Genomic DNA, 24,246 nt, shown 5'->3' on the forward strand with positions numbered 1-24,246 from the left:
GAAACGGATGTCGACTCTAAAATTCAGCTATAGAGATGCAAAGGGCGATTTAAGTCAGCGGGAGTTGATTCAATGGTCAGAGAATTCGGTTTACATTCAAGGACGATCGGCCAGCGATACCTTTCCTAAAACCTATCGCAAGGATCGCATCATCGAAGTATTGCTTGGGGCTGAGCTGCTCTTAAAGGAGGCCGCTCCTCCTTCTCCGAGGCTTCAGCACGATCGAAAGCCACCGGCGCTCGTTGCTTCAGAAGCCGCTTCGCAAACGCCTGATCCGAAAATGTCACCGGGTAGGATCAATCAAATTCTTTTCACTGGGTTCGCAGCTGCACAACGGGCTGAGCTTGAGCAAAAGGCAGTGGAATATGGGTTGAAGGTCATGAGTACGGCAGGCAAGACGCTGACGTTTCTTTGTTATGGTGAAAATGCGGGGCCAACCAAAGTTTCCAAGGCACTTGAGGCTGGAGCTTTCATCATCAACTCAGAGCAATTCTTGAATCTGATCACAACGGGAGAAATCCCCTGAAGTCATCACTTCGCTCAGCCTGCGCATTGAAACTGCACCAACCGCCGAATGCTTGTTACATGCAGCCAGCATCACCTCATTCTGCTTCTTGGTAGCTGCGGTCAGCACTTCACGGTAAACACGCTTTTTTTCATGGGATTTCGCATTACGGATGAAGTCTGCGAATGGGCTTGCGTACTCCCCTTCGAATTCGATTGTCATGGAATTGCCCCGTCATAGATCCCGAGCATGGGCACCATTTCGTGCCTCGCACGCTTCTCAAGGATTGTCGTTAGAGAGAACAAAAGCGTACAGGGGGAGAGCGCATCTTCAACTAGCGGAGTGTTTCTGAAAGGTTCCGAACTGCCCCATTTGGCCAACCTCAAATCCCAGCCACAAAAAAACCGGCCCTATAGGCCGGTTTTTTCTATCGCTGCATCCCCCGTCAAAAAAAACAACGTGAGACAAAATTTGAGTGGAGCGGGTAGAGGGAATCGAACCCTCGTCGGAAGCTTGGGAAGCTACTGTTCTACCATTAAACTATACCCGCTCAGAGCGGCTGACTTTGTACCAGACTCGGCCACGGATTTGAAGTTTTTCTTTTACTCATGAACGCTTTAAATCACTGAAAACGGTCAATCGCGGGCGAGCACTGCGGTGCGTAAAGCAAAATCCCAGCCCCGCAGCCTCGCGCGCGATGACACTCTTTCAAATAGCCAATGCATGTTGATCCTGAACAAACGAGTAACGCGTTCGGCTGGTCTGCTGTGCCGGTTTCAGAAAGCCGAGCAAGGCGTTCTGGCTATCGCGGCACGCAGCCTTGTGTTCCATGTCGAGAAAGTGCCCGGTGGCTTGCAGCGTGGTGAACGTGCTCTGCGCCACGTGGTTGCCGAACAGGCGGGCGTCTTCGGCAGCGGTGTATTCGTCCCATTCGCCGTTTAGAAACAGCACTGGCACGTTGATCTTTTTCGCTGCGTTCAGATAGCACTGCCGATCACTGTGCAGTACGTCGCTGATGTGGAAGTGCATCTGCCCGTATTCGTGCTCGGCGAGGCTGCTGACGTGGCGATAGTTGAAGCGCTTGAACAGTGACGGCAGGTGTTTGCCGATGGTGCTGTTGACCAGATGGCCGACGCGGTCGCCGTCGCGCTGGCCGAGGTAGTCGACGCCGCGCTCGAGGTAATCGAGCATGTGCGCGTTGATCACTGGCGAGAACGAGCTGATCACCGCCCGTTCAATGCGCCGTGGCTGGTGGGCGAGAGCGACCAGGGTCGCGGCGCCGCCCCAGGAAAACGACAGCACGTGTTCGGCGGCGAAGTGGTCGATCAGCTCGAGCAGAATCTGCCCTTCGACGTCCTTCGTCAGATGTTTCTCGTGGCGATTGTGGGCTTTTGACCGGCCCGCGTAGGGCTGGTCGTAGCAGACCACGTTGAATTGCGGGTGCAGGTTTTTCACAGTCTGTGCAAACGACGCAGTCGTGGCCATCGAGCCGTTGACCAGGATGATGGTCTTTTCTGCGGCGTCTGCGCGATAGAACTCCGTGTAAACCCGATACTGACCCTGTATATCCAGCACAGCGATTTCTGGCCTCATGTCATAAGACTCCTGGCAAGCAAGCGGGTATGCGCGCAAATAGAGATTGCACGAGCTTTGTGACAGGTAGGCATACGCCTGGAATTTGCTTGGCCCATGTCGATCCATGACTGCGGTCGACGGGTATTGTTATTGGCGGGCAGTCTGCCGGCTGAGGCGGAGCCTTGAAGGCTCTCTACCGGCAAAAAGTTTCTTGGATGTATGTTGTGACTCATCGGTCACAATCTGGCCGACGTCCTGATTCAAGCAGGGGAGTCGGGATCGCGCAAGTGCCGTTGGTAAATTGTTCGACAACTTCTGCTGAGCGGTCGCCGGCTTAGAACAAATGGATCTCTTCGGTGCGCAAAGCGCGGTACTCGCCCGGTTTTAGCGCGTTATCGAGGTGTAGAAGCCCCATGGATTCGCGGTGCAGGCGCAGGACTTTGTTGTTGAAGAAACCAAACATGCGCTTCACCTGATGGTAGCGACCTTCGACGATGCTCAGCCGCGCCGACCGTGGGCCAAGCAGCTCCAGCTGCGCCGGCTGGGTGGTCAGGTCTTCGAAAGCGAAGTAGATCCCCTCGGCAAAGGTGCTCGCATAGTGCGCGCCAATCTCCTGCTCGGTCTCGACGTAATAGACCTTCGGCAGTTTGGTCTGCGGTTGAGTCAGGCGCCGTGACCACGCGCCGTCGTTGGTGATCAGCATCAGGCCGGTGGTGTTGAAGTCCAGGCGTCCGGCGATGTGCAGATCGTCCTTGTCCGGCTCATCGAACAGGTCGAGCACGGTCGGATGTTGCGGATCGCGGGTGGCGCTGACGCAGCCCGGTGGCTTGTGCAGCATGAAGTAGCGCGCCGCTTTGCCGACTTGTAGCACTTCGTCATCGACTTCGACACGGCTGAATTCCAGCACTTCGCTGTGCGGATCGCTGACGACTTTTCCGTCAATCCGCACGCGCTTTTCCACCAGCAACAGACGAACCTGCTGACGATTGTAGCGGGGCAGGTTGCTGAGGAAACGGTCGACGCGCATGTTCAGGTTTCAGTAAATGAAGGGGCGCGCATCTTACGGGATCGGCCGCTTGGCTGCTTGCAGTTGCGCCTCGACCTGCGCGCAACGCGGGCACAGGCAGGATTGGTTGCGCAGTTCTGGCGGCAGCGCTTCAAGCACGGCCGGGTCGATGCTCACACCATAGCACCAGCATTCGCGGTCGGCGCTGCGCGGGTCGGCGAGGCTGCAGTCGTTGCGGGCGCCGCAGGCCGGGCAATGGTCGGGTTTAACGTTAGAATCAGGCATAAGTCGAGTGAGGCATTTCCACGCAGGTGCGATTGCGGCCGGTTTGTTTGGCCCGGTACATCGCATGATCGGCCCGCGACAGCAGGCTGTGCAAGGTGTCATCGCGTTGCAGGGTGGTGGCGCCGATGCTTACCGTCAGATGGAGGCGGTGGCCGTCGTAGGCATATTCGTGCTGTTCGACGTGTTGGCGGATCTTTTCGGCAATTTTCTGACCGGTGTCGCCGTCGGTGTCCTTCAGTAAAACGATAAATTCCTCACCGCCCCAGCGGCAGACAATGTCAGCGTGGCGCAGGCAACTTTGCAGGTCGCGGGCAAAACCGATCAATACCTGATCGCCGGCCATGTGCCCGTAGGTGTCGTTCAATACCTTGAAATGATCGAGGTCGAGCAGCAACGCCGTCAGCGGTTTGGTTTCGCGTTGGGCTTCGTGCAGAGCCTGCGCGGCGAGAATGTCGAAGCCACGGCGGTTGGGCAGTTCGGTGAGACTGTCGAGAATGGCCTGCGCCTGGATTTTGCTTTGATAACGCTTGATCACGCGGTTGAGCAGCGCCAGAACGATCAGCGTCACCAGCAGGCAGATCAGCAGATTCAGGTACAGCGACTGGCGAATCTCACTCAGCGCGCCGTCTTCGCGTTTATCGACAAACAGGTACCAGTTCAGCTCCGGAATAAACCGTACGTTGAGGAAATGCCCTTGCCCATGAGCGGAATATTCGTAGCTTCCGCTGTGCGGTTTCGGCAACTGGCTCACCAGACTTTTCATGCTCTCCAGTTCACTCAGGCTCTGACCGATGTGCGCGCCTTCAGGCCCGCCCTCGGCGCCGGTCAACACCAGTCGGCCGAAGGTGTCGACGAAGTACACGCTGCGTTGATAGCGCTGTTGATACTTGTCGATCAACTTGATCACCGCGTCCACGGTCAGACCGACCCCGGCCGCGCCGATGAAGCGATTGTGATAGTCGTAAACCTTGTAGTTGATGAAGAACGTCAGGTTGTCCTTGTTAGCCAGATCCGGGTCGACGTTGATCTCGTACGGGTCCTTCATGTCGCGCACGCGGAAGTACCAGGCGTCGCGCGGCTCATCGACCTTGACCTGCTTGAGCACGCCTTTGGCGTGGTAGTAGGTGAGGGTGCTGTTGGAGACGAAGAAAGCCGTGTAGGCGCCGTAATGGGTCATGACTTCGTCGAGGTAGCGGGTCATCTGCTCGGGATTTTGCTCGCCGTTGACCACCCAGTCGCGCATGAAGGTGTCGCGGGACATCATCGAGGAAATCAGGATCGGCCTGACGAGGTCTTTCTGGATTTCCGAGTAGACCGTGTCGGACGTCAGCGGCAGTTCGGTGTTGACGATGTTGTCGCGGATCGACTCGCGGGAGGCGTAGTAGCTGAGTAACGACGTGGCAAGGAACCCGGCGCCGAGCAGGGCGATCAGCGTCAGGACCAGTGAGCGTTGCGAGTACAGGGGAGAACGAAGCGGCATGGCAGATCCGTTAGCAGTGGCCCGATGGCATGCATTCTAGTGGGATGGCCGGGAAAAGACTGCGGGATTTATGCCTGAAATGGCGGGGGATATGACGTTGAGGGTGTGTCTGGAGGATCGCTCCCTCACCCCAGCCCTCTCCCGGAGGGAGAGGGAGCTAGATTGTGGTGATTTCAAAAATTGTGTTCGGCTCGGTATCACCGAATGGCAACTATCTTAAAGACACCCCGGTCAGTTCTCTCTCCCTCAGGGGTGAGGGCTGAATTGTGGTGATTTCAAAACCTGAGTTCGACGGATTATCACTGAATGGCAATCCCCTCACAGGCACCTCGGTCAGTCCCCTCTCCCTCCGGGAGAGGGCTAGGGTGAGGGCTGGTTTCTGGATCAACTCCGAGTTTCAAGATACGCCCGCCAGCCCCCCAAATGGCTGATGTCCAGCGCCCCTTCCAGACCATACGGCTCACAAATAAACCCGCTCTCCCAACGTCCATCCGCCAGTTGCACCTTGCCCAACCCAAGCGGTGCCGGAATCCCGCTGAGGAACGAGCCCAACTCACTGCTCGGCAATTCCCACACCTCCACCGCAATCGCCACACCGCCAGCCTTGACCCGCACCATGCCCGGACGCAGCGGTGGGCCGCCGGCCAACGCGTGCAGTTGATAGTCCGGCGAACTCAACGTCGTCTCCAGCAATCTCCCGCCACGCTGCGTCAGTTGCCAGTTCAACGCCAACCCTTGCAAATGCGCGCCACACACCACGATGCGTGCGCGATCATGGCGCGCAACGTTTGCGGGCGTGGGCAATGCCGAGTCCTGCTGACGCTGCAGCGCATCGGCCACGCTCAGCAGATATTGATCGGTGAACGCCCGGCCAAACAGCGTCACGCCCCACGGCAATCCATTGGCCATAAACCCGCTCGGCACGGCGACGGCGGCGTAGTCGAGCAGGTTCATGAAGTTGGTGTAGTAACCCAGTTCGGAGTTACGCAAAACCGGTTCGGCGTGCAGTTCGGCCAGTGTCACCGGGCGGCCGATAGTCGGTGTGAGTACGCAGTCGAGATCTTCGAGTGCCTGATCGCACAGCGCTTTCAAGGCTTGCAGCCGATATTGCGCACGGAAGGTCTGTACGCCGCTCACCGCCGGCGCCTTGGCCAGCACGGCACGAATCACCGGCAAAACCGCTTCGGGATTCTGCTCCATCAACTCGCCTGCCACGCTATAGCGTTCGGCGACCCACGGCCCTTCGTAAAGCAGGCGCGCGGCTTCAAGGAATGGCGACAGGTCCAGTTCAACCGCTTCGCCACCCAAGGCCTTGAGCCGGTCGATGGCATCGCCGAACAGCAGCGGGCCTTCGACGCAGCCGAAAAACTCGAGATCCTGCGCGCGCGGCACACCGAATCGAAATGCGCGTGGCGCACCAAACGCCGAGCCGTCATTCCACGATGGATTGCGACGGCTGTACTCATCGCGCGGATCAACTTTTGCCGTCAACGCGAGCAACTGACTGGCTTCACGCGCCGTCGCGGTAAACGTGGTCACGCAATCCAGCGTGCGGCATGCGGGCAGCACACCGGCCGTGGAAATCAGGCCTTTGCTCGCCTTCAATCCAACCAGATTGTTCAGCGCCGCCGGCACTCGACCGGAGCCTGCGGTGTCAGTGCCCAAGGCAAAACTCGCCACGCCCAACGCCACCGCCAGCGACGAACCGGCGCTGGAGCCACCGGACGGATACTCCGTCAGCACGCTGTTCGGGCACGCGCCATACGGCGAGCGGCTGCCGTTAAGTCCCGTAGCAAACTGATCGAGATTGGTCTTGCCCAGCGGTATCGCCCCCAAGGCGATCAACTGCTCGACGATGGTCGCCGAGCGCTCCGGCACATAAGCAAAGTCCGGGCACGCGGCGGTGGTGGCAATACCCGCCAGATCAATGTTGTCCTTGATCGCAAACGGCACGCCATACAGCGGCAGACTGTCGAGGTCGCGGCCGTCGAGGGCGGCAAGGTAGGGCTCCAGTTCAACGACGCTGAGCAGATGAATGAACAGGTGATAATCCGGGTTCAGCGCGGCAGCTTTCTCGCGCAGTTTCGCCAGCAGTTGACGTGGTGTTGTGTCGCCATTGCGATAGGCCTGGCGCAGAACATCGAGTTGCAGATTCATGAGTTGATCCTTATCCAATTGGCTTCAGTCGAGTTCCAGCACCACGACCCGTTGTCCGGCGCGCACCGCCGAACCGGGCTGCACGCGGATCTCGCGCACCACCCCGGCCATCGGCGCGAGTACCGGGATTTCCATCTTCATCGACTCGAGAATCACCAGCACGTCACCCGCCGCGACACGGCTGCCGGCCTCGACCTGCACCTGCCAGAGATTGCCGGCAATGTGGCTGTCGACGCTGTGCTCACCGTCGGCCAGTGGAGCGTCTTCGCTGGACTCCGCCACGGCTTCTTCGCTGTCGAAATGCGCCTGACCGCTGGCGATCCAGCGTTCGCGCTCGGCGTTGAATGCGCCTTGTTGCTGAGCACGAAACGCGTTGATGCTCTCGGCTTCACGGCGGAGAAACGCCTGATACTCGGCGAGGTTGAGCTGGCTGTGTTCGATGTTCAGCTCGAAACGCCCCAGCGGAAAATCGCGGCGGATGCGCAGCAGTTCTTCGGCGCTGACCGGGTAGAAGCGAATCTGATCGAAGAAGCGCAGCAGCCACGGTTTGCCGTCGAACGCGGCGACTTCGCGGTAGCGGTTCCACATCTGCAGGGTACGCCCGACAAACTGATAACCGCCGGGGCCTTCCATGCCGTACACGCACATGTAGGCGCCGCCGATGCCCACCGAATTCTCGGCGGTCCAGGTGCGCGCCGGGTTGTATTTGGTCGTGACCAGGCGATGACGCGGATCCAGCGGCGTGGCCACCGGCGCACCGAGATAAACGTCGCCAAGACCCATCACCAGATAGCTCGCATCGAACACCGTGCGCTGCACTTCGTCGAGGTTGGGCAGGTCGTTGATACGGCGGATGAACTCCAGATTGCTCGGGCACCACGGCGCGTCCTTGCGCACGGTGGTCATGTATTTCTCGATGGCCAACTGGCAGGCCGGGTCGTCCCACGACAGCGGCAAATGGATGATGCGCGACGGCACTTGCAGGTCGTTGGCGGCGCACACCGCGTCCCATTCACCGGCGACGATGCCGAGCAGATCGGCCAGCGGCAGTTGCTCGGGTTGATAGTGGATTTGCAATGAGCGAATGCCGGGGGTGAGGTCGATCACGCCGTGCAGGGATTTGTGTTCCAGCGCTTGCATGAGGGCGTGGGCGCGGAAGCGCAGGACGAGATTGAGTTCAGGTTCGCCGATTTCCAACAATAGGTGAGTATCGCCAGAGACCCGCCCAACCAAGCGCATATCACCCTGACCCAACTCCAGCACCACAGGCGACACAAGATCCTGTGGGAGCTGGCTTGCCAGCGATGAAGTTAATGCGGTGTCTGGACGGGCCCCATCGCTGGCAAGCCAGCTCCCACAGTTATCCCATTTCAGGGCGAGATCGCGGGCGGTTTTGAGGTCGACGGGGATGAACTGGATTTTATCGCCAGCCTTGAGCTGTCCAAGCTGCCACAGATCCGCCTCGATCACCGTCACCGGGCAGACAAACCCGCCAAGGCTCGGGCCATCCGGGCCGAGGATCACCGGCATGTCACCGGTGAAATCCACCGCGCCGATGGCATACGGATTGTCGTGAATGTTCGATGGATGCAACCCGGCCTCGCCACCGTCGGCACGCACCCATTCCGGCTTCGGCCCGATCAGGCGGACACCGGTGCGGCTGGAGTTGAAATGCACTTCCCACTGGGTTTGAAAAAAACTGCCGATGTAGTTTTCCGTAAAATATTCCGGTGCGCCGTGCGGGCCGTAAATCACCCTGATCTGCCGCACCGCTGGTAACGCGGTGATGTGCTGCTCGGTCAACTGCTGGCCAGCACTGCGGTCAGTCAGCGCAGGGATATGCAACACATCCCCGGCACGCAACGCCCGACCACCATGCCCACCAAACTGGCCGAGGGTGAAAGTGCTTTTGCTGCCCAGATAATCCGGCACCTGCAAACCACCGCGCAGGCACAGATAACTGCGTGCTCCGGCGCCGCTGATGCTGCCCAGATGCAACGTCGCGCCCGCCGGGATCAGCAGCGCGGTGTTCATCGGCACGCTTGTGCCTTCAAGCGTCAAGGCAATCGGCGCCCCCGTCACCGCGACCACTGCTGTGCAATTGAAGCGCAGCAACGGCCCGCTCATGGTGATTTCCAGCGCCGCCGCGCCGTCAGCGTTGCCGAGCAGACGATTGCCCAAACGCAGCGCGCGACTGTCCATCGGCCCCGATGGAGGTACACCGACAGCCCAATAACCGAGGCGACCGGGATAATCCTGCACGCTGGTTTGCGTGCCTGCGCTGAGCACTTCAAAAGTGTTGGCGCGATAGACCAGACCTTCCAGACAACGGGTCCACGGCTCACCGCTGGCGAACGGCGCGTCGAGGAGAATCTGCCGCAGGTAATCGCGGTTGGTTTCCACGCCGTACAACAGACTGTCGCCTAACGCTTGATGCAACTCGGCGCGCGCCTGTTCGCGGCTCGGCGCCCAGGTGATGACCTTGGCAATCATCGGATCGAAGTACGGCGGAATCTCGCAACCGGCCTCAACCCAGGTATCGATGCGCAGTTGAATACCGTTGGCCGGCGGGAATTCCACGGCTGTCAGCAAGCCTGGGCTCGGCTGAAAATCGCGGCCGGGATCCTCCGCGTACAGGCGCGCCTGAATCGCGTGGCCCTCGGGTTTCAGCTGACGATACAACTCGCTCAGCGGCGGTAAATCTCCCGCCGCCAGCTCAACCATCCAGCGCACCAGATCCACGCCCCATACTTGCTCAGTGACGCCATGCTCCACCTGCAACCGCGTGTTCACTTCGAGAAAGTAGAAGCGCTGCGCGTCGCTGTCGAAGACGAATTCAACCGTGCCGGCGCTGCGGTAGTTCACCGCCTTCGCCAGTTTGATCGCCGCCGCGCACAGCTCGTCGGCCATGCCGTCGGGCAGGTTCGGCGCCGGGGTTTCTTCGAGGACTTTCTGATTGCGCCGCTGCACCGAGCAGTCGCGCACGCCGAGGGCGATGACCTCGCCGCGTCCGTCGCCGAACATCTGCACCTCCAGGTGCCGGGCGCGCTGAATGTACTTCTCGATAAACACGCCGGCGTCGCTGAAGTTGTTCTGACCGAGGCGTTTCACCGCTTCGAACGACTCGCTCAGTTCGCTGGCGCTGCGGCACACGCGCATGCCGATGCCGCCACCGCCGGCGGTGCTTTTCAGCATCACCGGGTAGCCGACTTGTTCGCCTGCAATCAGCGCTGCGTCGAGGCTGTCGAGCAGTTCTGTGCCTTCGAGCATGGGCACGCCATGTTGTTTGGCCAACGCGCGGGCGGTGTGTTTGAGGCCGAACACGCGCAGTTGCTCCGGCGTCGGGCCGATGAAGGCGATGTTCTGCGCTGCGCAGGCTTCGGCGAACGCGGCGTTTTCCGAGAGGAATCCGTAGCCGGGATGGATCGCGGTGGCGCCGCTTTGCTTGGCGATGGCGAGGATTTTTTCGACCGCCAGATAGGTGCCGGCGGCAGCGCCTTCACCGAGGCTGTGCGCTTCATCGGCGTGCAGGATGTGCAGGCTGGCGGCGTCGGCTTCGGAATACACCGCCACGCCTTTGACCTGCAGTGCGCCGAGGGTGCGCAGGATGCGGCAGGCAATGGCGCCACGGTTGGCGATGAGGACTTTTTCGAACATGGCATAACCCCTGAAGGGGAAGCGGGCCGTCCCGCTGTTTTTCGACAGACATCCGGGCCGTCCCGGATGAAAAAACCACTTCAGATCACCACCGAGCCCCTGTAGGAGTGAGCCTGCTCGCGATAGCGTCGGATCAATCAAAACTGATGTGTCTGACACACCGCGATCGCGAGCAGGCTCACTCCTACAATGGGATTTGTGCTGGTTTCACTTTTTAAGGCATTGCCCGGAACGGGCCTGGCACAGGGCGAAAAGCCAACGGCGCAAACGGCTGATTTTCAGTTCCATACCAGCAGCTCCGCAGGTGTCGGGTTGTAGGCGTTGCACGGGTTGTTCAACTGCGGACAGTTGGAAATCAACACAATCACATCCATCTCCGCACTCAAGTCGACGTACTTGCCCGGCGCCGAAATCCCGTCCTCGAAGGTCAGCCCGCCATCCGCCGTTACCGGCACATTCATGAAGAAATTGATGTTCGGCCCGATGTCACCTTTGCCCAGTCGCCCATCATGGGCACAGGCGCGCAGGTAGTTGTCGCGGCAGCTGTGCATGTAGCGTTTTTCCAGGGCGTAGCGCACGGTGTTGCTCTCTTGCGCGCACGCGCCGCCGAGGGTGTCGTGGCGTCCGCAGGTGTCGGCGACGATGGTCAGCATCGCGTGGCCGAGGTTGGAATACAGCACGCTGCCGGTGCTCAGGTAGACGCTGTTCTGCCGACGCAAGGTGCGCTGCACGTCGTAGCGTTCCTTGGGGTTGGCGAGGCTGTAGAACAAGGTATCGACGGCCTGATTGCCTTCCAGGTCGAGAATGCGCAGGGTCTGGCCAGCCTTGACCTCCATCAGCCACGGTTCACCGGCCGGGATTGTGGCGCGGTACACCGCTGCGTCGGGTTGTTTTTGCGAAGTGGCGATAGCAACTGACATGGCAGCGATCCTCAGGCGAACAAACGGTCGGTGTTGATAAAGCCGCGCTCATTTTCCGGGCGCGAGGTGCGGCAGTGTTCGGCGACGCTGGCGTCGGCGTTCATCCAGCTCAGCTTCAGTGGTTTTGGTGCGTATTCCGGCGCCGGATCCATCGGGTGTTGCAGCGCGGTGAGCACCACCAGCGTGTCCATCGGCGCGTACAGTTCGATGTAGTCGCCGGCCTTGGAATTGCCCTCGACGAAGTGGAAACGCCCGGCCTCATCTACATTCACGCGGCTGAACAGATTGAGCGTCATCAGCAGGTCGGACAGGCCCAAACCCCACTTGCCGAGTTCCACCAACAGGTTGTCGGTGCCGTTGCGGAAGAAGCCGTTGCGCAGTTCCTGATAGCGGCCCTGGCCGTACTTTTCTGCGACTTCTTCGGCGCAGAGCACACCGCCGAGACTGTCGCTCCAGCCGCAGGTGTCGGCAGTGATTGCGGCGAGTACGCGGCCCATGTCCGAGTACAGGCAGTGGCCGCTGGTGAGTTTGGCGGTGTGTTGGCACTTGAGGCTGTCGGGCAGGTTCAGCCGCTCGGTTTTTTCATTGGCGTTGAGCAGGGTCAGGCTGACGTTGGCGCCACCGCGCAGATCAGTCAGGCGCAGCAATTGGCCGCGCTTCAACACGAAGGAACGGTGGCCGCCACCGGGGAGCATTTCTTCGGCAAACGGTGGGAACAGTTGGGTCGAATCAGTCATCGGTTTATTCATTGGAGCAGTCCTCTCAAGCGGTGCGAAGGGCGCCTGCCAGTGTCAACGGCAAGGCGTCGACGGCGGCGCGTTGGGCGCGGCGGTCGCTGTTCAAAGGGATGTCGTAGGTGATGCGTGCGCCATAGGCGCCGGGGGCGTGCGGGTCGAGGCGCACCTTGTCGAACACCAGCAGACGGGTGCCGAGGCTGAAACCTTCGGACAGGTCATGGGTGACCATGAACACGGTCAACTGGGTCTCGCGCCACAGCTCCAGCAGCAAGGCGTGCATGTCTTTGCGGATGCCCGGATCGAGTGCGCCGAACGGTTCGTCGAGCAGCAACACCCGCGGTTTCATGATCAGTGCCTGGGCAATCGCCAAGCGTTGCTGCATGCCGCCGGACAACTGCGCCGGGTATTTGTCGAGGGCATGGCCGAGGCCGACTTTATTCAGCAATGCCGCCGCTTGTTCGCGCGCCTCACGTTTGGCGCTGCCGAACAACCGACCGATCAGCGGCGCACGCGGCAATTCGAGGCCGAGGGCGACGTTGTCGAGCACGCTCAAATGCGGGAACACCGAGTAGCGCTGGAACACCACGCCACGGCTGGCATCCGGTTCGCTGGCCAGCGCTTGACCGTCGAGCAGAATCTCGCCGCGACTCGCTGTTTCCTGGCCGAGCAGCAGGCGCAGGAAGGTCGATTTGCCGCAACCGGACGCGCCGACCAGGGTGCAGAACTCGCCCTCGTTGACGCTCAGGTTCAAGCCTTCCAGCACCACCTGATCGGCGTATTGCTGCCAGACGTTTTTCACGGTGATGAAGCTCATTTGGCCGCCCCCTCATACCAAGGGAAGGCGCGACGGGTCAGGTATTTCAGGCCCCAATCCATCAGCCAGGCGAGGAGTGTGATCCACACCACGTACGGCAGAATCACGTCCATCGCCAGATAGCGCCGCACCAGAAAAATCCGGTAGCCGAGGCCGTCGGTGGAGGCGATCGCTTCGGCGGCAATCAGGAACAGCCACGCTGAACCGAGCATCAGCCGTAACGAAATCAGCAAGCGTGGCAGCAGTTGCGGCAACACCACCCGCAGCATCAATGTCCAGGTCGAGGCGCCGAGGGTCTGCGCCTTGATCAGCAGTTCGACGGGAATTTCCCGTGCGCGCTGTTCCAGATCGCGAGCGAGGGCCGGGGTGATGCCGATCACGATCAGCATGACTTTCGACAACTCGCCCAGACCGAAGACGATGAACAGAATCGGCAGGATCGCCAGCGGCGGCACCATCGACAGCACTGTCAGCAGCGGTGACAACGGCGCGCCGAACAACGGCAGCGTGCCGGCGGCGATGCCCAGGCACAGCCCGGCCAATGCAGCGATGCCGAGGCCGATGGCCAGACGCCGCAGACTCGACGCGGTGTCCTGCCACAACAGGTAGTCACCGGTGCGGCTGTCGGCATTGAAGGCCAGACGTTTGACCGCGTCGCTCATCTGCACGGCGCTGGGCAGCAGTTTGTCGTTGGGGTTGTCCGCCAGGCGCTCGGCCGAACCCATGAAGTAGGCGAACAACACCAGCGCGAACGGCAGGATCACCAACAGCAGGCGACTGGGGCGATCCGGGTGGCGATTGATCAGGCGCATGGCCAAATCCTCCGTGGCTTACAGCTTGGCGTCGGCGGCCATCTGCACGTAAGTCGGATCGAAACGCAGCTTGAGGTTGCCGGTGTCGCCACTGGTCACGCCGTTGGCGAAGGCCATGCCGACCGCGCTGGTGTCTTTCGCGCCTTCGCCGAGCAAGCCGTGCTGGAAGGAGAATTCGGCGACCTTGCGCATGGTTTCCGGCAGTTGTTTGCTGGTGGCGAAGTTCAGCGCTTCGCTTGGCGTGGCGAACAGTTTGGTGGTGTCGAGTTGTGCCTGGAATCCAGCGAGGTCGGTGCCCGAAGCTTTGGCCATGTGCTCCAGCGCAGCTTTGCTCGCGGCGTTCTTGGCGTTCATCAACTCGACCACTTCGAACCACGCACCGGTCAGCGCTTTGCCCAGCGCCGGGTTGTCTTTGAGGGTGGCGCTGTTGACCACCATCATGTCCATGATCTCGCCAGGAATCTGGCTGGAATTGAACACCTCGGTCACGCCCGGTTTGGCCTTGATGTCCGAGAGCATTGGGTTCCAAGTAGTGACGGCGTTGACCTGTTCGGTGTTGAAAGCGGCGGAGATATCGGCGTCGGAAGTGTTGACCACTTTCAGGTCTTTCTCGGTCAGGTCGACCGAATCCAGCGCGCGGGCCAGCAGGTAGTGCGAGACCGACAGTTCGACCAGGTTGACGTCCATGCCCTTGAGGTCGGCGACTTTCTTGCCGGCGCCCTTGAGGACGATGCCGTCGTTACCGTTGGAAAAGTCGCTGACGATCAACGCGGTGCTGTCGACGCCGCCGGCGGCCGGAATGGTCAGCGCGTCCATGTTGGTCATGGTGCAGCCGTCGAACTGGCCGGCGGTGTACTGGTTGATCGATTCGACGTAGTCGTTGAGCTGCACGACGTCGATCTTGATCCCGTACTTCTTCGCCCATTTGTCGACGATGCCCTGGCTGCCGGCGTATTCCCAGGGCATCCAGCCGGCGTAAATCGTCCAGCACACGCTGAAGTGGTCTTTCTGGGCGGCGGGGGATTGCGTGCTGATGAGCGCGGCGAAGGCGGCGGCGAGCAGGGCGGGCAAACGTAGTCGGGTCATGGTGGATTCTCCAGTTGATCAAGGGCGGACAGGAAGGCAACGCGGCACCGCGAACGGTGGCTTGTCTCCCGGGCTTTTGTCCCGCCGTGTAACCTCAACTGGAGGTCGCCAACTCTCGGACCAGCCACTCGCGATTGCGAGCCGGAACCCTAGTCAGCCATTGCAAATTGTGGTGCCGCGAACCTGTGATGACTCCTGCACAGGTTTGCTAAAGCGAGACGCGTGCCAAGTTGCGTCAGGCGCTCTGGCTCGGGCGCGCGGGTGGCATCGGTTTGCAGGTGAGGGCGATGTGGCGCTTTGTGTTGGTGCGCGGCTGCACCGTCATGCAGCGTGGTTGCCGCTGATCTGATGGTTTTGCGGTGTTGGCACTCGGCATGGCTTCGCCAGTCAAAACAGATGTCAGCCGGTCTGTGCCGACTGCTGTCGCGGGTCTTTCAGGAGGCCGCCATGCTCATTCAAAAAACGTTGCGAAGGGCGCTGCTGGGAGCGGTGCTCGGTTTCGGTCTGTCCGGTTGTTATTACTACGCCGGTCCCTACGATGCGTATCCGTCCACCTACTACTATCCCGGCTATTACTCGCCTTATTACTACGGTGGTTATTACGGGCCACGCTACTACGGCGGTGCGCGTTATTACCACGGTGGCTACGGGTATCGGGGTGGTTACGGACGGGGTTATCACGGCGGCGGATATCACGGTGGCCACCATTAATCAGCGGCTGAATGACAGCGTTTTCCAAATGAACAGGATTTCATTAATCACTTGTTTCAACTTGTTGCAGGAACGCACCAGATGCCGAAAACGCTGTCTGATTTTTCGACAGTCACCGATTAAATGACTGTCGCCTGCCAGCGTCGCTGGTGTGGCCAACCCGCGGTCCAGGAGGCCGCCATGTATAGACGAATTCTTCTGCTTGCTGCGTTGATGTTTTCCGTTGCCGGTTGCGTCCCGTACTCTTACGCGGACTCGTATTACAGCTCAGAGGTCTACACGTCACCCGCACCGGCCTACTACAACACAGGCGGCACCTATTACCGGGGTGGCAGCACGTATTACGCGCAGCCACGTTACTACCAGCCAGCCCCGCGGTACTACCAGCAACCGCGCTATTACCAGTCGGCGCCGCGTTACTACCAACCGGCCCCGCGCTACTACGAAAGCCGTCGCTGGCACGACAATGATCGCGGGCGCTGGAATGGCCACCGTCGCGGCGGTTGGGATAACGACCATCGCGGTCGTGGCAACTACGACCGACACAGTGGACGCGGCGATCACAATGGGCGTGGTAACCGCTGGTAATCACCCGCAAATGAAAAGCGGCGCTTGAAGCGCCGCTTTTTTGTGCCTGAGGATATCGTCAGGATGAAGACCAACTGTTAAGCGCACTAAATGACTTAAGGCCGCGGTCGCTTTGGCGCTTGAATCTGATGATCAGCGACTAGGGTCCGGTTTGATCGCTATATCAGGCACCGGCTTGTAGGACAGGCCGTAATCCACCAGTAATTCATCTCCCTTGCGAATGTCATTCAGCGCCACGTAGAAGGTCAGGTTTTTCCCCGCGGCGATGGTAATGACGTTATTCGACCTCCATGCCGGGCCATTGCCCAGTTGCGAGGTATTGATCAGGCTCAGGGTATTGCCCGTGTGCAGCGCACTCACTGAGCGATTGCCCGAACGTGTGCCGAACAAATAGGTCAGTACAGCCCGTGAACCTTGTTTGCGTATCTCCCGAAACAATGACGCTTCTGATTCGTGGAATTTGCCCGCGTACGGTCCAAGCACCTCAAATTTGGCAATATCGCGGCGCGCCCATACCGACGCGCCGCGATTGGGTCCACCGTCATCCAGGGCCGTGAGCACTTCCAGAGTCTGATCAAACCTCGCCTGATGCTGCCCTTCGGTACGCAACCAGTCTTTGATCGATTCCTTGATCTGAGTTGATACGTGTTGTTTGCTTGCGCTATCGAGACCGTCAAGCAGGCCACTCCAGTTGGCGATACGGATGTCATCAATCGGCCCCTCTACGGATAAGGTCCGGCTGATTGTCGGGTTTTGCGGGTCTTGCAGGATCGGCAATGTGTTGTCGGCTTGATGAGGCAACGACGAGGAAGCCCCAGGTTCAATCTTGATGGTGACTGGCAAGATGTCGGAAGAGGGGCCTGGAATTTCGTCGACACGCTCTGGCGCCTCGGCGGGCTTCTTCGGTTGCGGTGAGTCCAGCGAGACCGGCGCCGGGCGCTTTTGTGGCGCAATCGTTTCAGGGGGCTGGTCTTCAAGGCGTGGCAGGGTACTTTGCCCCACTCCTTCGAGACGTCGCAAGGCTGTGTCTTTTAACGTGCCGTCAATGTTGACGTAGCTCATCCATTGGCGGGGATCGAGTCCGTTCTGGCGCCCGAACGCGGTCACCGAGACGGTGTTGTCCGCAAGCCTGAAAAGCACGTCCCAGCGGCGTAAATGTTCGTCGGTAATTGCGTTGTAAGTATGGCCTGCGGCCTTGTGCATCAAGGCCTGCCCCCGTGGCCCCAGACCTCCATCGGCCCGGACATAACTGTAAAGTGTATTCGGATGAAGATGATGATGACCGGCAAAACCTTCCACGGTCATTGTGTCTCGCTCCTGCTGAGACATCTTCTGCCAGTCACGGACATGTGTTTCATCCGGCTGGTTGAAGGCCAGGTCGGCAGGACGGTCACGTACTGATATGCCGGTCGCGCTCAACTCGCCGTCAGGTTTCACGTAGTACTCAAATGTTTTCCGCGGCAGATTGTTCTGTCGGGCAAAGCCTGCGCGGGTGAGGCTCTGTCGCTCCGCTTGCGGTAACGCCAGCCAGTTCCGCAAATGTTCGGTAGTGATCCTTTGTTTGCGCACTCTTGTGCTTTGTGCTCCGCTTTCGATACGCCGTAAGGCTGCGGTTCTGAGGGTTCCATCGATTTTGACTTTCGATTGCCATGTAGCAGGATTGAGTGAGTGCCGACGGACAAAATCTTCTGCCGTGAGGGTGTTGTCTTGCTGTCTGGAAAGCCCGTACCACTGACGCAAATGTTCATCGGTCAAAATGTTATAGGTGCCACCGGCCGCGCGGTGCAGTAGCGATTGTCCGGCTGGCCTCAAGCTTCCATTGGCGTACACATAGCCCGCAAAGGTCTCTGGTTGAAGATAATGATGACCGGAAAATCCTTGAATTGTGATGGTGTCACGCTCTTGCTGAGTCATGTTTTGCCAATCACGGACGTGCGTTTCGCTTGTCCGATTGAAGGTTTTGTCTGTCGGACGGTCGCGTACGAGTACGCCGGTTTCGCTCAATCGGCCGTCAGGCTTCACGTAGTACTCGAATGTTTTTCGCGGCAGATTATTCTGCAGTGCAAAGCCTTCTCGGGTTAGCTGCTGCTGTTCTGCTTGAGGTAGTGCCTCCCATCGCCGCAGGTGCTCGGCAGTGACCCTCTGGGTCTTGCCCTTCGGACTCTTGCCGGGCACCTCGATCTGCCGAATCACCTGCGCTTCTGCTTGCTGAAGCGAGACAGGCTGATCGATGTTTTGTCCCGCCTTATCGAGACGTTTGACAGCTTCCTCTGTCAGCGATCCATCTTGCTTGACGTGCTTCTGCCATATGAAGGGGTTGAGCTGATGTTGATGCATGAACTGCGTGGCTGTCATCGCGTTGTCCGGCTGCCTGAAGAGCGCATTCCACTGGTGCAGATAGTCATCTGTAAATGGGTTATAGGTACCCCCGGCCGCTCTGTGCAGCAGCACATCGCCAGCCGGCCCCAGGCGACCGTCGGCCCTGACGTAACTTCTGAAGGTTGCCGGGTTCAGGTGATGCAGACCGGCAAATCCGCCCATGGTCATTACGTCACGGGCGTTCTGCGTCATTTTCTGCCATTCGCGGACATGCGCTTCGCTCGGCAGATTGAATGGCGTGTCAACGGGGCGGTCGCGCACCAGCACGCCCGTGGCGTTCAATTGGCCATCAGGCTTGACGTAATACTCAAATGTTTTGCGAGGTAGCAGATACTGTCGGGCGAAGCCGCTGCGAGTAACTTGTTGCTGTTGCGCCGTCGACAATCCTTCCCATATCCGCAAATGCAATGCGGTAATCTCCCGCCCAGCCCCTTGCGCGCCCAGTCGTTGCCACTGCTCATCCCGGAGATGCTGAATCAGCAATTCGGTTTGCCGGTTATTGTGATAGACCCGCGCCTGCACAATGCCGTCTTCCGTGCGAGTGATCTGTCTGACCTCGTACACCGCCGATTTACCGCTGCTATCGGTATGGCGTATGTGGGAGAGATGCCCATCGGCGGCAACATATACCCCTTGGCTGTTACGAGAGAGCCCGGTGATTGTGGACTCGGGCACACCGTAATGCCCGAACAGATCATGGCTCAGCTCGAGTAACTCATCGACGTGTGAAGTGATCACTCTGCCGGCGACCGCCTGGGTGACGACCGCGAAATCCTCGATCGGGCTGCCATAAGGTCGCATCGTGTTGGCATCAAATGAATACCATTGACCATTCTTCAACACGGCGGCGCCTTCCACAGTCTGGCCAGCCACTTTTATGGTGCCTGTTGCCGCCGCATCATATTGTGTGCTGACAGCTTTCAATACGTCGTAGCTGTCAGCGGCGCCCCTGAGCCGGTTGACGGCTTTGGCACCTCGGGAGAGTAGATGAGCGCCGCCGGTAGCGAGGAGTCTGGCCAGATTTCCCAGGCCACCCACCGGGTTGAGCACCTCGATGGTGGCGACGCCGATAACATGAACAGTCTTCAGTGCCTTGGTCCCGGCGGAAAGAGCTGTCCTGCCGATCCTGATCAATTTTCCGGCAGTGGCGGCGCCCGCAGTGAGAAAACCGAATACATCCACTGTGAGATCAAATACCGCCTCGCCGTAGTTGCCCTTCTGAAAATTGACGATGGCGGACCTGAAGGGAATCAGGTTCAACAAAAACTCCCCCAGCGCCTTGGGCCGGTAATATTCGTCCATAGGCGTCTGCCCGCGTGCCAGCTCTTTGATTGTGGGGTCATCCAGATCAAGATGTTGTACAAAGGTATCGGCAATCGCACGGGACCGAGCGCTGTTGAAACTGTTCAAAAGTGATTCGCTGACGGTGCGCTCACGACCCAGTTCATTTGCCGCCTCACGGGGGACAAGCTCTCTGGTCGTAAAATATTTGTTGGCTTCCCTGGAATCCTGATGCTTTGCCTTGTGCGGGGCTATGCGTTCGATCGTGTCTTTATTGATGTTGATTTCATACGCGTGGAAGTGGCCGCTCAACTGCGTTCCAATGAGCAGTCCGGGCGCGTTCGGGCAGGGGGTATGGTTGAAAAAGCCATCTGACAAAAATGATCCTTGCTGGAAAAAGCTGATTTTTCCAAACTCGAAATTCTTTCGGTCCTCCCGTGGGAGCAGGGAGATCATGTGCCTGACCGTTGTATTGACAGCGGTTTTTTTAGCCTCGATGGCGCGCGTGAATTGCTGTTCGAATGCCTCTCGCACGCCAAATGTCGGGTTACTGTTCAATGCCTCCAAGGGAATACGCGAGTCACTCGATGCCAGCGGCCGTGGATTCGGCAAATCCATCATCGCGTAATCCAGTAGCGAATGAATGCCACTAAAACCCGTCTGACCACGCTCGCCGCGATACGTATCCGTGTGGAGTGCCTTGACGTCGAAAAGCGGACCCAAATCGCCAAATCGCTCCATCAATATGGCCAGGGCAATGTCTTTTCGTGTCGGTAATTCCTTGTCCAGTATTCTGGCGGCAGCAAGCCGCTCATCCAGCTCCTGGTTAAATGTCGCTCTTATCGTTTCAAGTTGTCCGGCGGTGTAGCTGTCATCGTTTATTTTCAGGATGATTTCGTTGGCCACGGCCCAATCGAGTACTGCAGCTGTCTGAATGCGCTGGGTAGACGCAGGGTCTGCCAGGCGGGCACTTTGCGCCATGCTCATGACCTGGGCAAACGTCAGGCCGGGGACTTTGCCCGGTGTTTGAGCTTCGATGGCCGTTGCTGCCATGGTCAGGTTGGCCCAAGCCAGACTGCCAACTTTCACATTCTGAGGAGTCTCTGCAATCAGAAACTGCGGGGCCAGCCTGGCCAACAAAAGGTACGCACCGGCTTTCGCCAAGTCAGCGCTGGTTCTACCTTCACGGCTTAAATGAGCAGCCAGTTCACCTGCAACTTCAGAGGCGTGCCGACCCCAATGCCGATCACTGGCCAGATCAAAGCCGGCTGTTTTGTGCCGATCAGGGGTTGTGATCGATTCGGGGTCCAGCTGCAGTGTGATGCCCGCCAGCAGGTAATCGATCGCACTGCTTGCGCTGTCAATGCCTTGCATTTTCTGTTGCAAAGCTCTGCCCATCAGTTGCCCTTGCGCACAGCCGAGCAGGGTTTCAAGTACCCGGGCAGGATCGTTCACGATGTTATCCGGGAGTGGGCAGCGATAGCGCAGAAACTCCAGCACACCGCCCTTGGTTTGCATCACCAGCGGCTGATCGCCCAAATGGTGCGCATGATTCATCGTGATCAGGCGCAAGCGCCGTTGTTCGTCTGGACTCAGTGGAATCGGCCAGGACAACGCCCCACCCGGATTACCCAGCGGTTGCCGGATGGCACTGCCGGTACCTGCGTTTGACGAGTCGATGTCGTCAGGTTCTGGCGTGGATTGATCGTCAAGGGGGAGCGGGTGAATCTGCGAAGGTGTGATTACGAGGGTATTGCCCGTCATGAGACTGTCCATAGTCAAAGAGTCGTCCTTGGGAAACGCGGGGTGCTTCCAGCGTTCACGAGAGTAAAAACACTCCGTGAACAAACGCCATAAACCAAGTGTGAGACTTTGCGTACAGGTCAGATGAGCCCAGTGTCGCGCGGCCGGAGAGGATGTAAACGGACTTCCTGTCCAATCCGGCGATAGGCTCAGTAAACCCTCAAATCCGCCAACGGGTGCCGCACCGCTTTTTTATGCCCGTCGAAAAGTCGTCCCATTAGCCTTCTCCTAGGGCATTCCCGGACGCTTCCTACAGTTTCATTTCCTTGCATTTGTTAGCGTTTGTTCCTGCCGATCGAGGTGAGCAAAACTCAGTTCATTAGCGGCGAATAAAAGGACGATGCCGCTATGAAGCTTCTTGTGATTCACCAAAACTTTCCGGGCCAGTTCCGTCACGTGGTGCTGGCGGCGATTGACAGGCGTCACGAGGTTTTGGCGATAGGTCGGGATACGGCGCCGGGTATCGCAGAGGTGAAAATATATCGATACCGCGCCGCCAGCAGAGCAGCGGGCGCTATTCACCCCTATCTGATCCGTTACGAACAAGCGGTGACTGATGGAGAGAAAGTTTTTCAAATTCTGAGCCGACTGAAACATTCGGGTTATCGGCCGGACGTGATTCTTGCTCATCCCGGATGGGGGGAAACGCTCTTCGTCAAGGATGTCTATCCTGACACGCCGCTTATTCACTATTGCGAATATTACTATCGAGCGCAGGGCGCGGACTCTGGGTTCGACCCTGAATTCCCGCGAGCCACAAGAGAGTCATCAAGGCTGCGAGTGCTCAATTCGCTGCATCTTTTGAATCTCGAACAATGTGACATTGCCATTGCGCCTACGCGGTGGCAGCGCAGTCTGTTTCCGGCCGCTCATCAGTCGGCCATTCGGGTTATTCACGAGGGCGTCATTCAAAGTTCTTGCTTGGCGAAAGTTGGGGCCGTCAGGTTGCCCAATGGCGTCGAGCTGAGAGCCGGGCAGCCGATCGTTACTTATGTCGCGAGGAATCTTGAGCCTTATCGCGGGTTTCACAGTTTTATGCGAGCGATCCCGCATATTCAGGCTGAGTGTCCCCATGCGCAGATAATCGTAGTGGGCGGTGATGACGTCAGTTATGGGTGTAAGCCGGTTGGCTATGCAAATTGGCGCAGCAGGATGCAGGCAGAGGTAAGTTTCGATCATTCCACCGTTCATTTCACTGGGAAGCTTCCTTACCGGACTTACCGCGCGATTCTGGACTGCTCAAAGATTCATGTTTATTTGACGTATCCGTTTGTTTTGTCGTGGTCGTTATTGGAGGCGATGGCGGCTGGGTGTGTGGTAGTAGCGTCAGATACGGCTCCGGTAAGGGAGGTGATCGTCGATGGTCACAATGGAATGCTGGTGGATTTCTTCGATCATCACGGTATCGCCAAACGTATTACCAAGGTTCTTGATTCCGTTGATGAGTACGACAGCCTGCGCAGCGCCGCGAAGTTGACGGCGAGCAGATTTGATGTGGAGTACGGCACTAAACACTACTTTGAGGTATTTGAAAGCGCGATGTCCGGACATCTCAAGAAACAGCCTGAAACTCAGTTTGACCGGGAGCTTTGAAATGCTCGGGATGTCGCGTAAGCAATGGGTTAAATGGTTTAAAAACTTGTTGAAATACGGCTTGTTTATTTATGTCTGTTACTGCGTGGTTGATTTTTATATCCGTAAAGAAGAAGTCGCCGAGGCAATGGCAATCTATTACGCGGATCAGGAGGCCTGTCAAAAGAAGCTGGCGAGCCTGAAGCAGGTGCCCATACTGGGCGGCAGCTATGTGGATAAGACTCTGGTCCCGGAGTTTTATGTGGGCATGCCTGAATTGGCGAATAAGAAAGCGTGTCTGGCCAATACGCTCAAGGGGCATTTCTGGTGGACCGGGACGGGCTTGCGCCGGTACCAGGATCAGAGCCTGAAGTCGATTCCTGAAAGTTGGCGTCTTTATAAACTGAACGCCGGGCTTTATACAAAAAAAGAAACCACCGAGCCTCATGAACGGGGCTATCGCCACATCAACTGGCCGGATGAGTTGATTGTGAAGTTGAAAAATTATCCGGGGTTAGAGATTTGGCTGGATGCTCCGCCGCCGCATTTCAAGAATGTGGATTCCGTCAGAACGTTTGTCATTACTGGCTGGCCGCGGCGTGATGGCACCCCTCGGTTGATAGACTGTGACGGTTTGATTCGCCCGGCTTCCGAGGAACAACTGACTGACGAGAAATTGGCAAGGCTCAGCAGAGCAGAATTGGAAAATCTGGATTTTGGCAAGTTGAACTTTTTCTGCACTGTCAATCTGGATAGCTTTGACTTTGCTGGGGGGCACGGCAGCGTAGACCTCGGTCTATCGTCACTACGCGAAGCACCTGAGATGCTCAAGTTTCTCAGTGATTATCTTTCACGCTCAGTTATTACAAGGAAGTAAC

The 24,246-nt window shown here is 58.4% G+C and carries 18 protein-coding genes, 1 tRNA gene and 1 riboswitch; of the genes, 5 read left to right on the plus strand and 14 right to left on the minus strand.

Annotation, left to right across the window (positions count from 1 at the left end; translation table 11 throughout):
* Positions 1-7: 7 nt before the first annotated feature.
* Positions 8-526 (plus strand): BRCT domain-containing protein, encoded by a 519-nt coding sequence (locus tag ACZZ0A_RS03375; protein WP_042704881.1) that lies wholly within the window; start codon positions 8-10, stop codon positions 524-526.
* Here the strand turns inward: ACZZ0A_RS03375 and ACZZ0A_RS03380 are convergent.
* The 13 genes from ACZZ0A_RS03380 to ACZZ0A_RS03440 form a co-directional block, all read right to left on the minus strand.
* Complete coding sequence (locus ACZZ0A_RS03380; RefSeq protein WP_007911471.1) at positions 482-727, minus strand: hypothetical protein; 246 nt, start codon at positions 725-727, stop codon at positions 482-484. The two genes, ACZZ0A_RS03375 and ACZZ0A_RS03380, sit on opposite strands and share 45 nt — an antisense overlap.
* Before the next feature lie 254 nt (positions 728-981).
* A tRNA-Gly gene (locus tag ACZZ0A_RS03385) sits at positions 982-1,055 on the minus strand.
* 158 nt (positions 1,056-1,213) lie between these two features.
* Complete coding sequence (locus tag ACZZ0A_RS03390) at positions 1,214-2,098, minus strand: alpha/beta fold hydrolase (protein WP_007911470.1); 885 nt, start codon at positions 2,096-2,098, stop codon at positions 1,214-1,216.
* A gap of 316 nt (positions 2,099-2,414) precedes the next feature.
* On the minus strand, positions 2,415-3,107 hold the full coding sequence (locus ACZZ0A_RS03395) for a pseudouridine synthase (protein ID WP_447784004.1): 693 nt from the start codon (positions 3,105-3,107) through the stop codon (positions 2,415-2,417).
* Positions 3,108-3,140: 33 nt separating this feature from the next.
* The gene (locus ACZZ0A_RS03400) at positions 3,141-3,371 is read right to left on the minus strand and encodes a cysteine-rich CWC family protein (protein ID WP_463542513.1); all 231 of its coding nucleotides are present in this window, start codon (positions 3,369-3,371) and stop codon (positions 3,141-3,143) included.
* A complete protein-coding gene (locus ACZZ0A_RS03405) occupies positions 3,364-4,851 on the minus strand; it encodes a sensor domain-containing diguanylate cyclase (protein ID WP_095113801.1) in 1,488 nt (495 codons plus the stop codon). The genes ACZZ0A_RS03400 and ACZZ0A_RS03405 overlap by 8 nt, the downstream gene beginning before the upstream one ends.
* A 384-nt stretch (positions 4,852-5,235) precedes the next feature.
* On the minus strand, positions 5,236-7,008 hold the full coding sequence (atzF, locus tag ACZZ0A_RS03410; protein ID WP_463542514.1) for an allophanate hydrolase: 1,773 nt from the start codon (positions 7,006-7,008) through the stop codon (positions 5,236-5,238).
* Positions 7,009-7,032: 24 nt separating this feature from the next.
* A complete protein-coding gene (uca, locus tag ACZZ0A_RS03415; protein ID WP_463542515.1) occupies positions 7,033-10,665 on the minus strand; it encodes an urea carboxylase in 3,633 nt (1,210 codons plus the stop codon).
* 278 nt (positions 10,666-10,943) lie between these two features.
* Entirely contained in the window at positions 10,944-11,585 is a 642-nt protein-coding gene (locus ACZZ0A_RS03420) for an urea amidolyase associated protein UAAP2 (protein ID WP_463542516.1), read from the minus strand.
* Between the two features lie 11 nt (positions 11,586-11,596).
* Positions 11,597-12,322 (minus strand): urea amidolyase associated protein UAAP1, encoded by a 726-nt coding sequence (locus ACZZ0A_RS03425; protein WP_042704882.1) that lies wholly within the window; start codon positions 12,320-12,322, stop codon positions 11,597-11,599.
* A gap of 25 nt (positions 12,323-12,347) precedes the next feature.
* Complete coding sequence (locus ACZZ0A_RS03430) at positions 12,348-13,136, minus strand: ABC transporter ATP-binding protein (RefSeq protein WP_463542517.1); 789 nt, start codon at positions 13,134-13,136, stop codon at positions 12,348-12,350.
* Entirely contained in the window at positions 13,133-13,948 is an 816-nt protein-coding gene (locus ACZZ0A_RS03435) for an ABC transporter permease (protein WP_007911459.1), read from the minus strand. Before ACZZ0A_RS03435 ends, ACZZ0A_RS03430 begins: the two co-directional genes overlap by 4 nt.
* A gap of 18 nt (positions 13,949-13,966) precedes the next feature.
* Positions 13,967-15,034: a putative urea ABC transporter substrate-binding protein gene (locus ACZZ0A_RS03440; protein ID WP_007911457.1), complete on the minus strand. Its 1,068-nt coding sequence runs from the start codon at positions 15,032-15,034 to the stop codon at positions 13,967-13,969.
* Positions 15,035-15,097: 63 nt separating this feature from the next.
* Positions 15,098-15,198: riboswitch (guanidine-I (ykkC/yxkD leader) on the minus strand.
* A 283-nt stretch (positions 15,199-15,481) separates the two neighbouring features.
* On the opposite strand from ACZZ0A_RS03440, the gene ACZZ0A_RS03445 reads away from it, so the two are divergent.
* Together ACZZ0A_RS03445 and ACZZ0A_RS03450 are read left to right on the plus strand one after the other, a co-directional pair.
* Positions 15,482-15,745, plus strand: coding sequence for a hypothetical protein (locus ACZZ0A_RS03445; protein WP_007911455.1), 264 nt, complete (start codon positions 15,482-15,484; stop codon positions 15,743-15,745).
* Between the two features lie 180 nt (positions 15,746-15,925).
* Positions 15,926-16,333: a hypothetical protein gene (locus ACZZ0A_RS03450; protein ID WP_007911452.1), complete on the plus strand. Its 408-nt coding sequence runs from the start codon at positions 15,926-15,928 to the stop codon at positions 16,331-16,333.
* A 132-nt stretch (positions 16,334-16,465) separates the two neighbouring features.
* On the opposite strand, the gene ACZZ0A_RS03455 is transcribed toward ACZZ0A_RS03450, so the two are convergent.
* A complete protein-coding gene (locus ACZZ0A_RS03455) occupies positions 16,466-21,757 on the minus strand; it encodes an SET domain-containing protein-lysine N-methyltransferase (RefSeq protein WP_463542518.1) in 5,292 nt (1,763 codons plus the stop codon).
* Between the two features lie 387 nt (positions 21,758-22,144).
* On the opposite strand from ACZZ0A_RS03455, the gene ACZZ0A_RS03460 reads away from it, so the two are divergent.
* Complete coding sequence (locus tag ACZZ0A_RS03460; RefSeq protein WP_007911448.1) at positions 22,145-23,389, plus strand: glycosyltransferase family 4 protein; 1,245 nt, start codon at positions 22,145-22,147, stop codon at positions 23,387-23,389.
* 1 nt (position 23,390) lies between these two features.
* A complete protein-coding gene (locus ACZZ0A_RS03465) occupies positions 23,391-24,245 on the plus strand; it encodes a hypothetical protein (protein WP_463542519.1) in 855 nt (284 codons plus the stop codon).
* Position 24,246 lies beyond the last annotated feature (1 nt).

This window comes from Pseudomonas sp. AC242 (assembly GCF_979258655.1).

Coding starts and splice junctions, on each gene's coding strand:
- ACZZ0A_RS03380 (WP_007911471.1), bottom strand. CDS start 727: ATGACAATCGAATTCGAAGGGGAGTACGCAAGCCCATTCGCAGACTTC.
- ACZZ0A_RS03435 (WP_007911459.1), bottom strand. CDS start 13,948: ATGCGCCTGATCAATCGCCACCCGGATCGCCCCAGTCGCCTGCTGTTG.
- uca (WP_463542515.1), bottom strand. CDS start 10,665: ATGTTCGAAAAAGTCCTCATCGCCAACCGTGGCGCCATTGCCTGCCGC.
- atzF (WP_463542514.1), bottom strand. CDS start 7,008: ATGAATCTGCAACTCGATGTTCTGCGCCAGGCCTATCGCAATGGCGAC.
- ACZZ0A_RS03440 (WP_007911457.1), bottom strand. CDS start 15,034: ATGACCCGACTACGTTTGCCCGCCCTGCTCGCCGCCGCCTTCGCCGCG.
- ACZZ0A_RS03395 (WP_447784004.1), bottom strand. CDS start 3,107: ATGCGCGTCGACCGTTTCCTCAGCAACCTGCCCCGCTACAATCGTCAG.
- ACZZ0A_RS03375 (WP_042704881.1), top strand. CDS start 8: ATGTCGACTCTAAAATTCAGCTATAGAGATGCAAAGGGCGATTTAAGT.
- ACZZ0A_RS03420 (WP_463542516.1), bottom strand. CDS start 11,585: ATGTCAGTTGCTATCGCCACTTCGCAAAAACAACCCGACGCAGCGGTG.
- ACZZ0A_RS03450 (WP_007911452.1), top strand. CDS start 15,926: ATGTATAGACGAATTCTTCTGCTTGCTGCGTTGATGTTTTCCGTTGCC.
- ACZZ0A_RS03390 (WP_007911470.1), bottom strand. CDS start 2,098: ATGAGGCCAGAAATCGCTGTGCTGGATATACAGGGTCAGTATCGGGTT.
- ACZZ0A_RS03445 (WP_007911455.1), top strand. CDS start 15,482: ATGCTCATTCAAAAAACGTTGCGAAGGGCGCTGCTGGGAGCGGTGCTC.
- ACZZ0A_RS03460 (WP_007911448.1), top strand. CDS start 22,145: ATGAAGCTTCTTGTGATTCACCAAAACTTTCCGGGCCAGTTCCGTCAC.
- ACZZ0A_RS03465 (WP_463542519.1), top strand. CDS start 23,391: ATGCTCGGGATGTCGCGTAAGCAATGGGTTAAATGGTTTAAAAACTTG.
- ACZZ0A_RS03430 (WP_463542517.1), bottom strand. CDS start 13,136: ATGAGCTTCATCACCGTGAAAAACGTCTGGCAGCAATACGCCGATCAG.
- ACZZ0A_RS03425 (WP_042704882.1), bottom strand. CDS start 12,322: ATGACTGATTCGACCCAACTGTTCCCACCGTTTGCCGAAGAAATGCTC.
- ACZZ0A_RS03400 (WP_463542513.1), bottom strand. CDS start 3,371: ATGCCTGATTCTAACGTTAAACCCGACCATTGCCCGGCCTGCGGCGCC.
- ACZZ0A_RS03455 (WP_463542518.1), bottom strand. CDS start 21,757: ATGACGGGCAATACCCTCGTAATCACACCTTCGCAGATTCACCCGCTC.
- ACZZ0A_RS03405 (WP_095113801.1), bottom strand. CDS start 4,851: ATGCCGCTTCGTTCTCCCCTGTACTCGCAACGCTCACTGGTCCTGACG.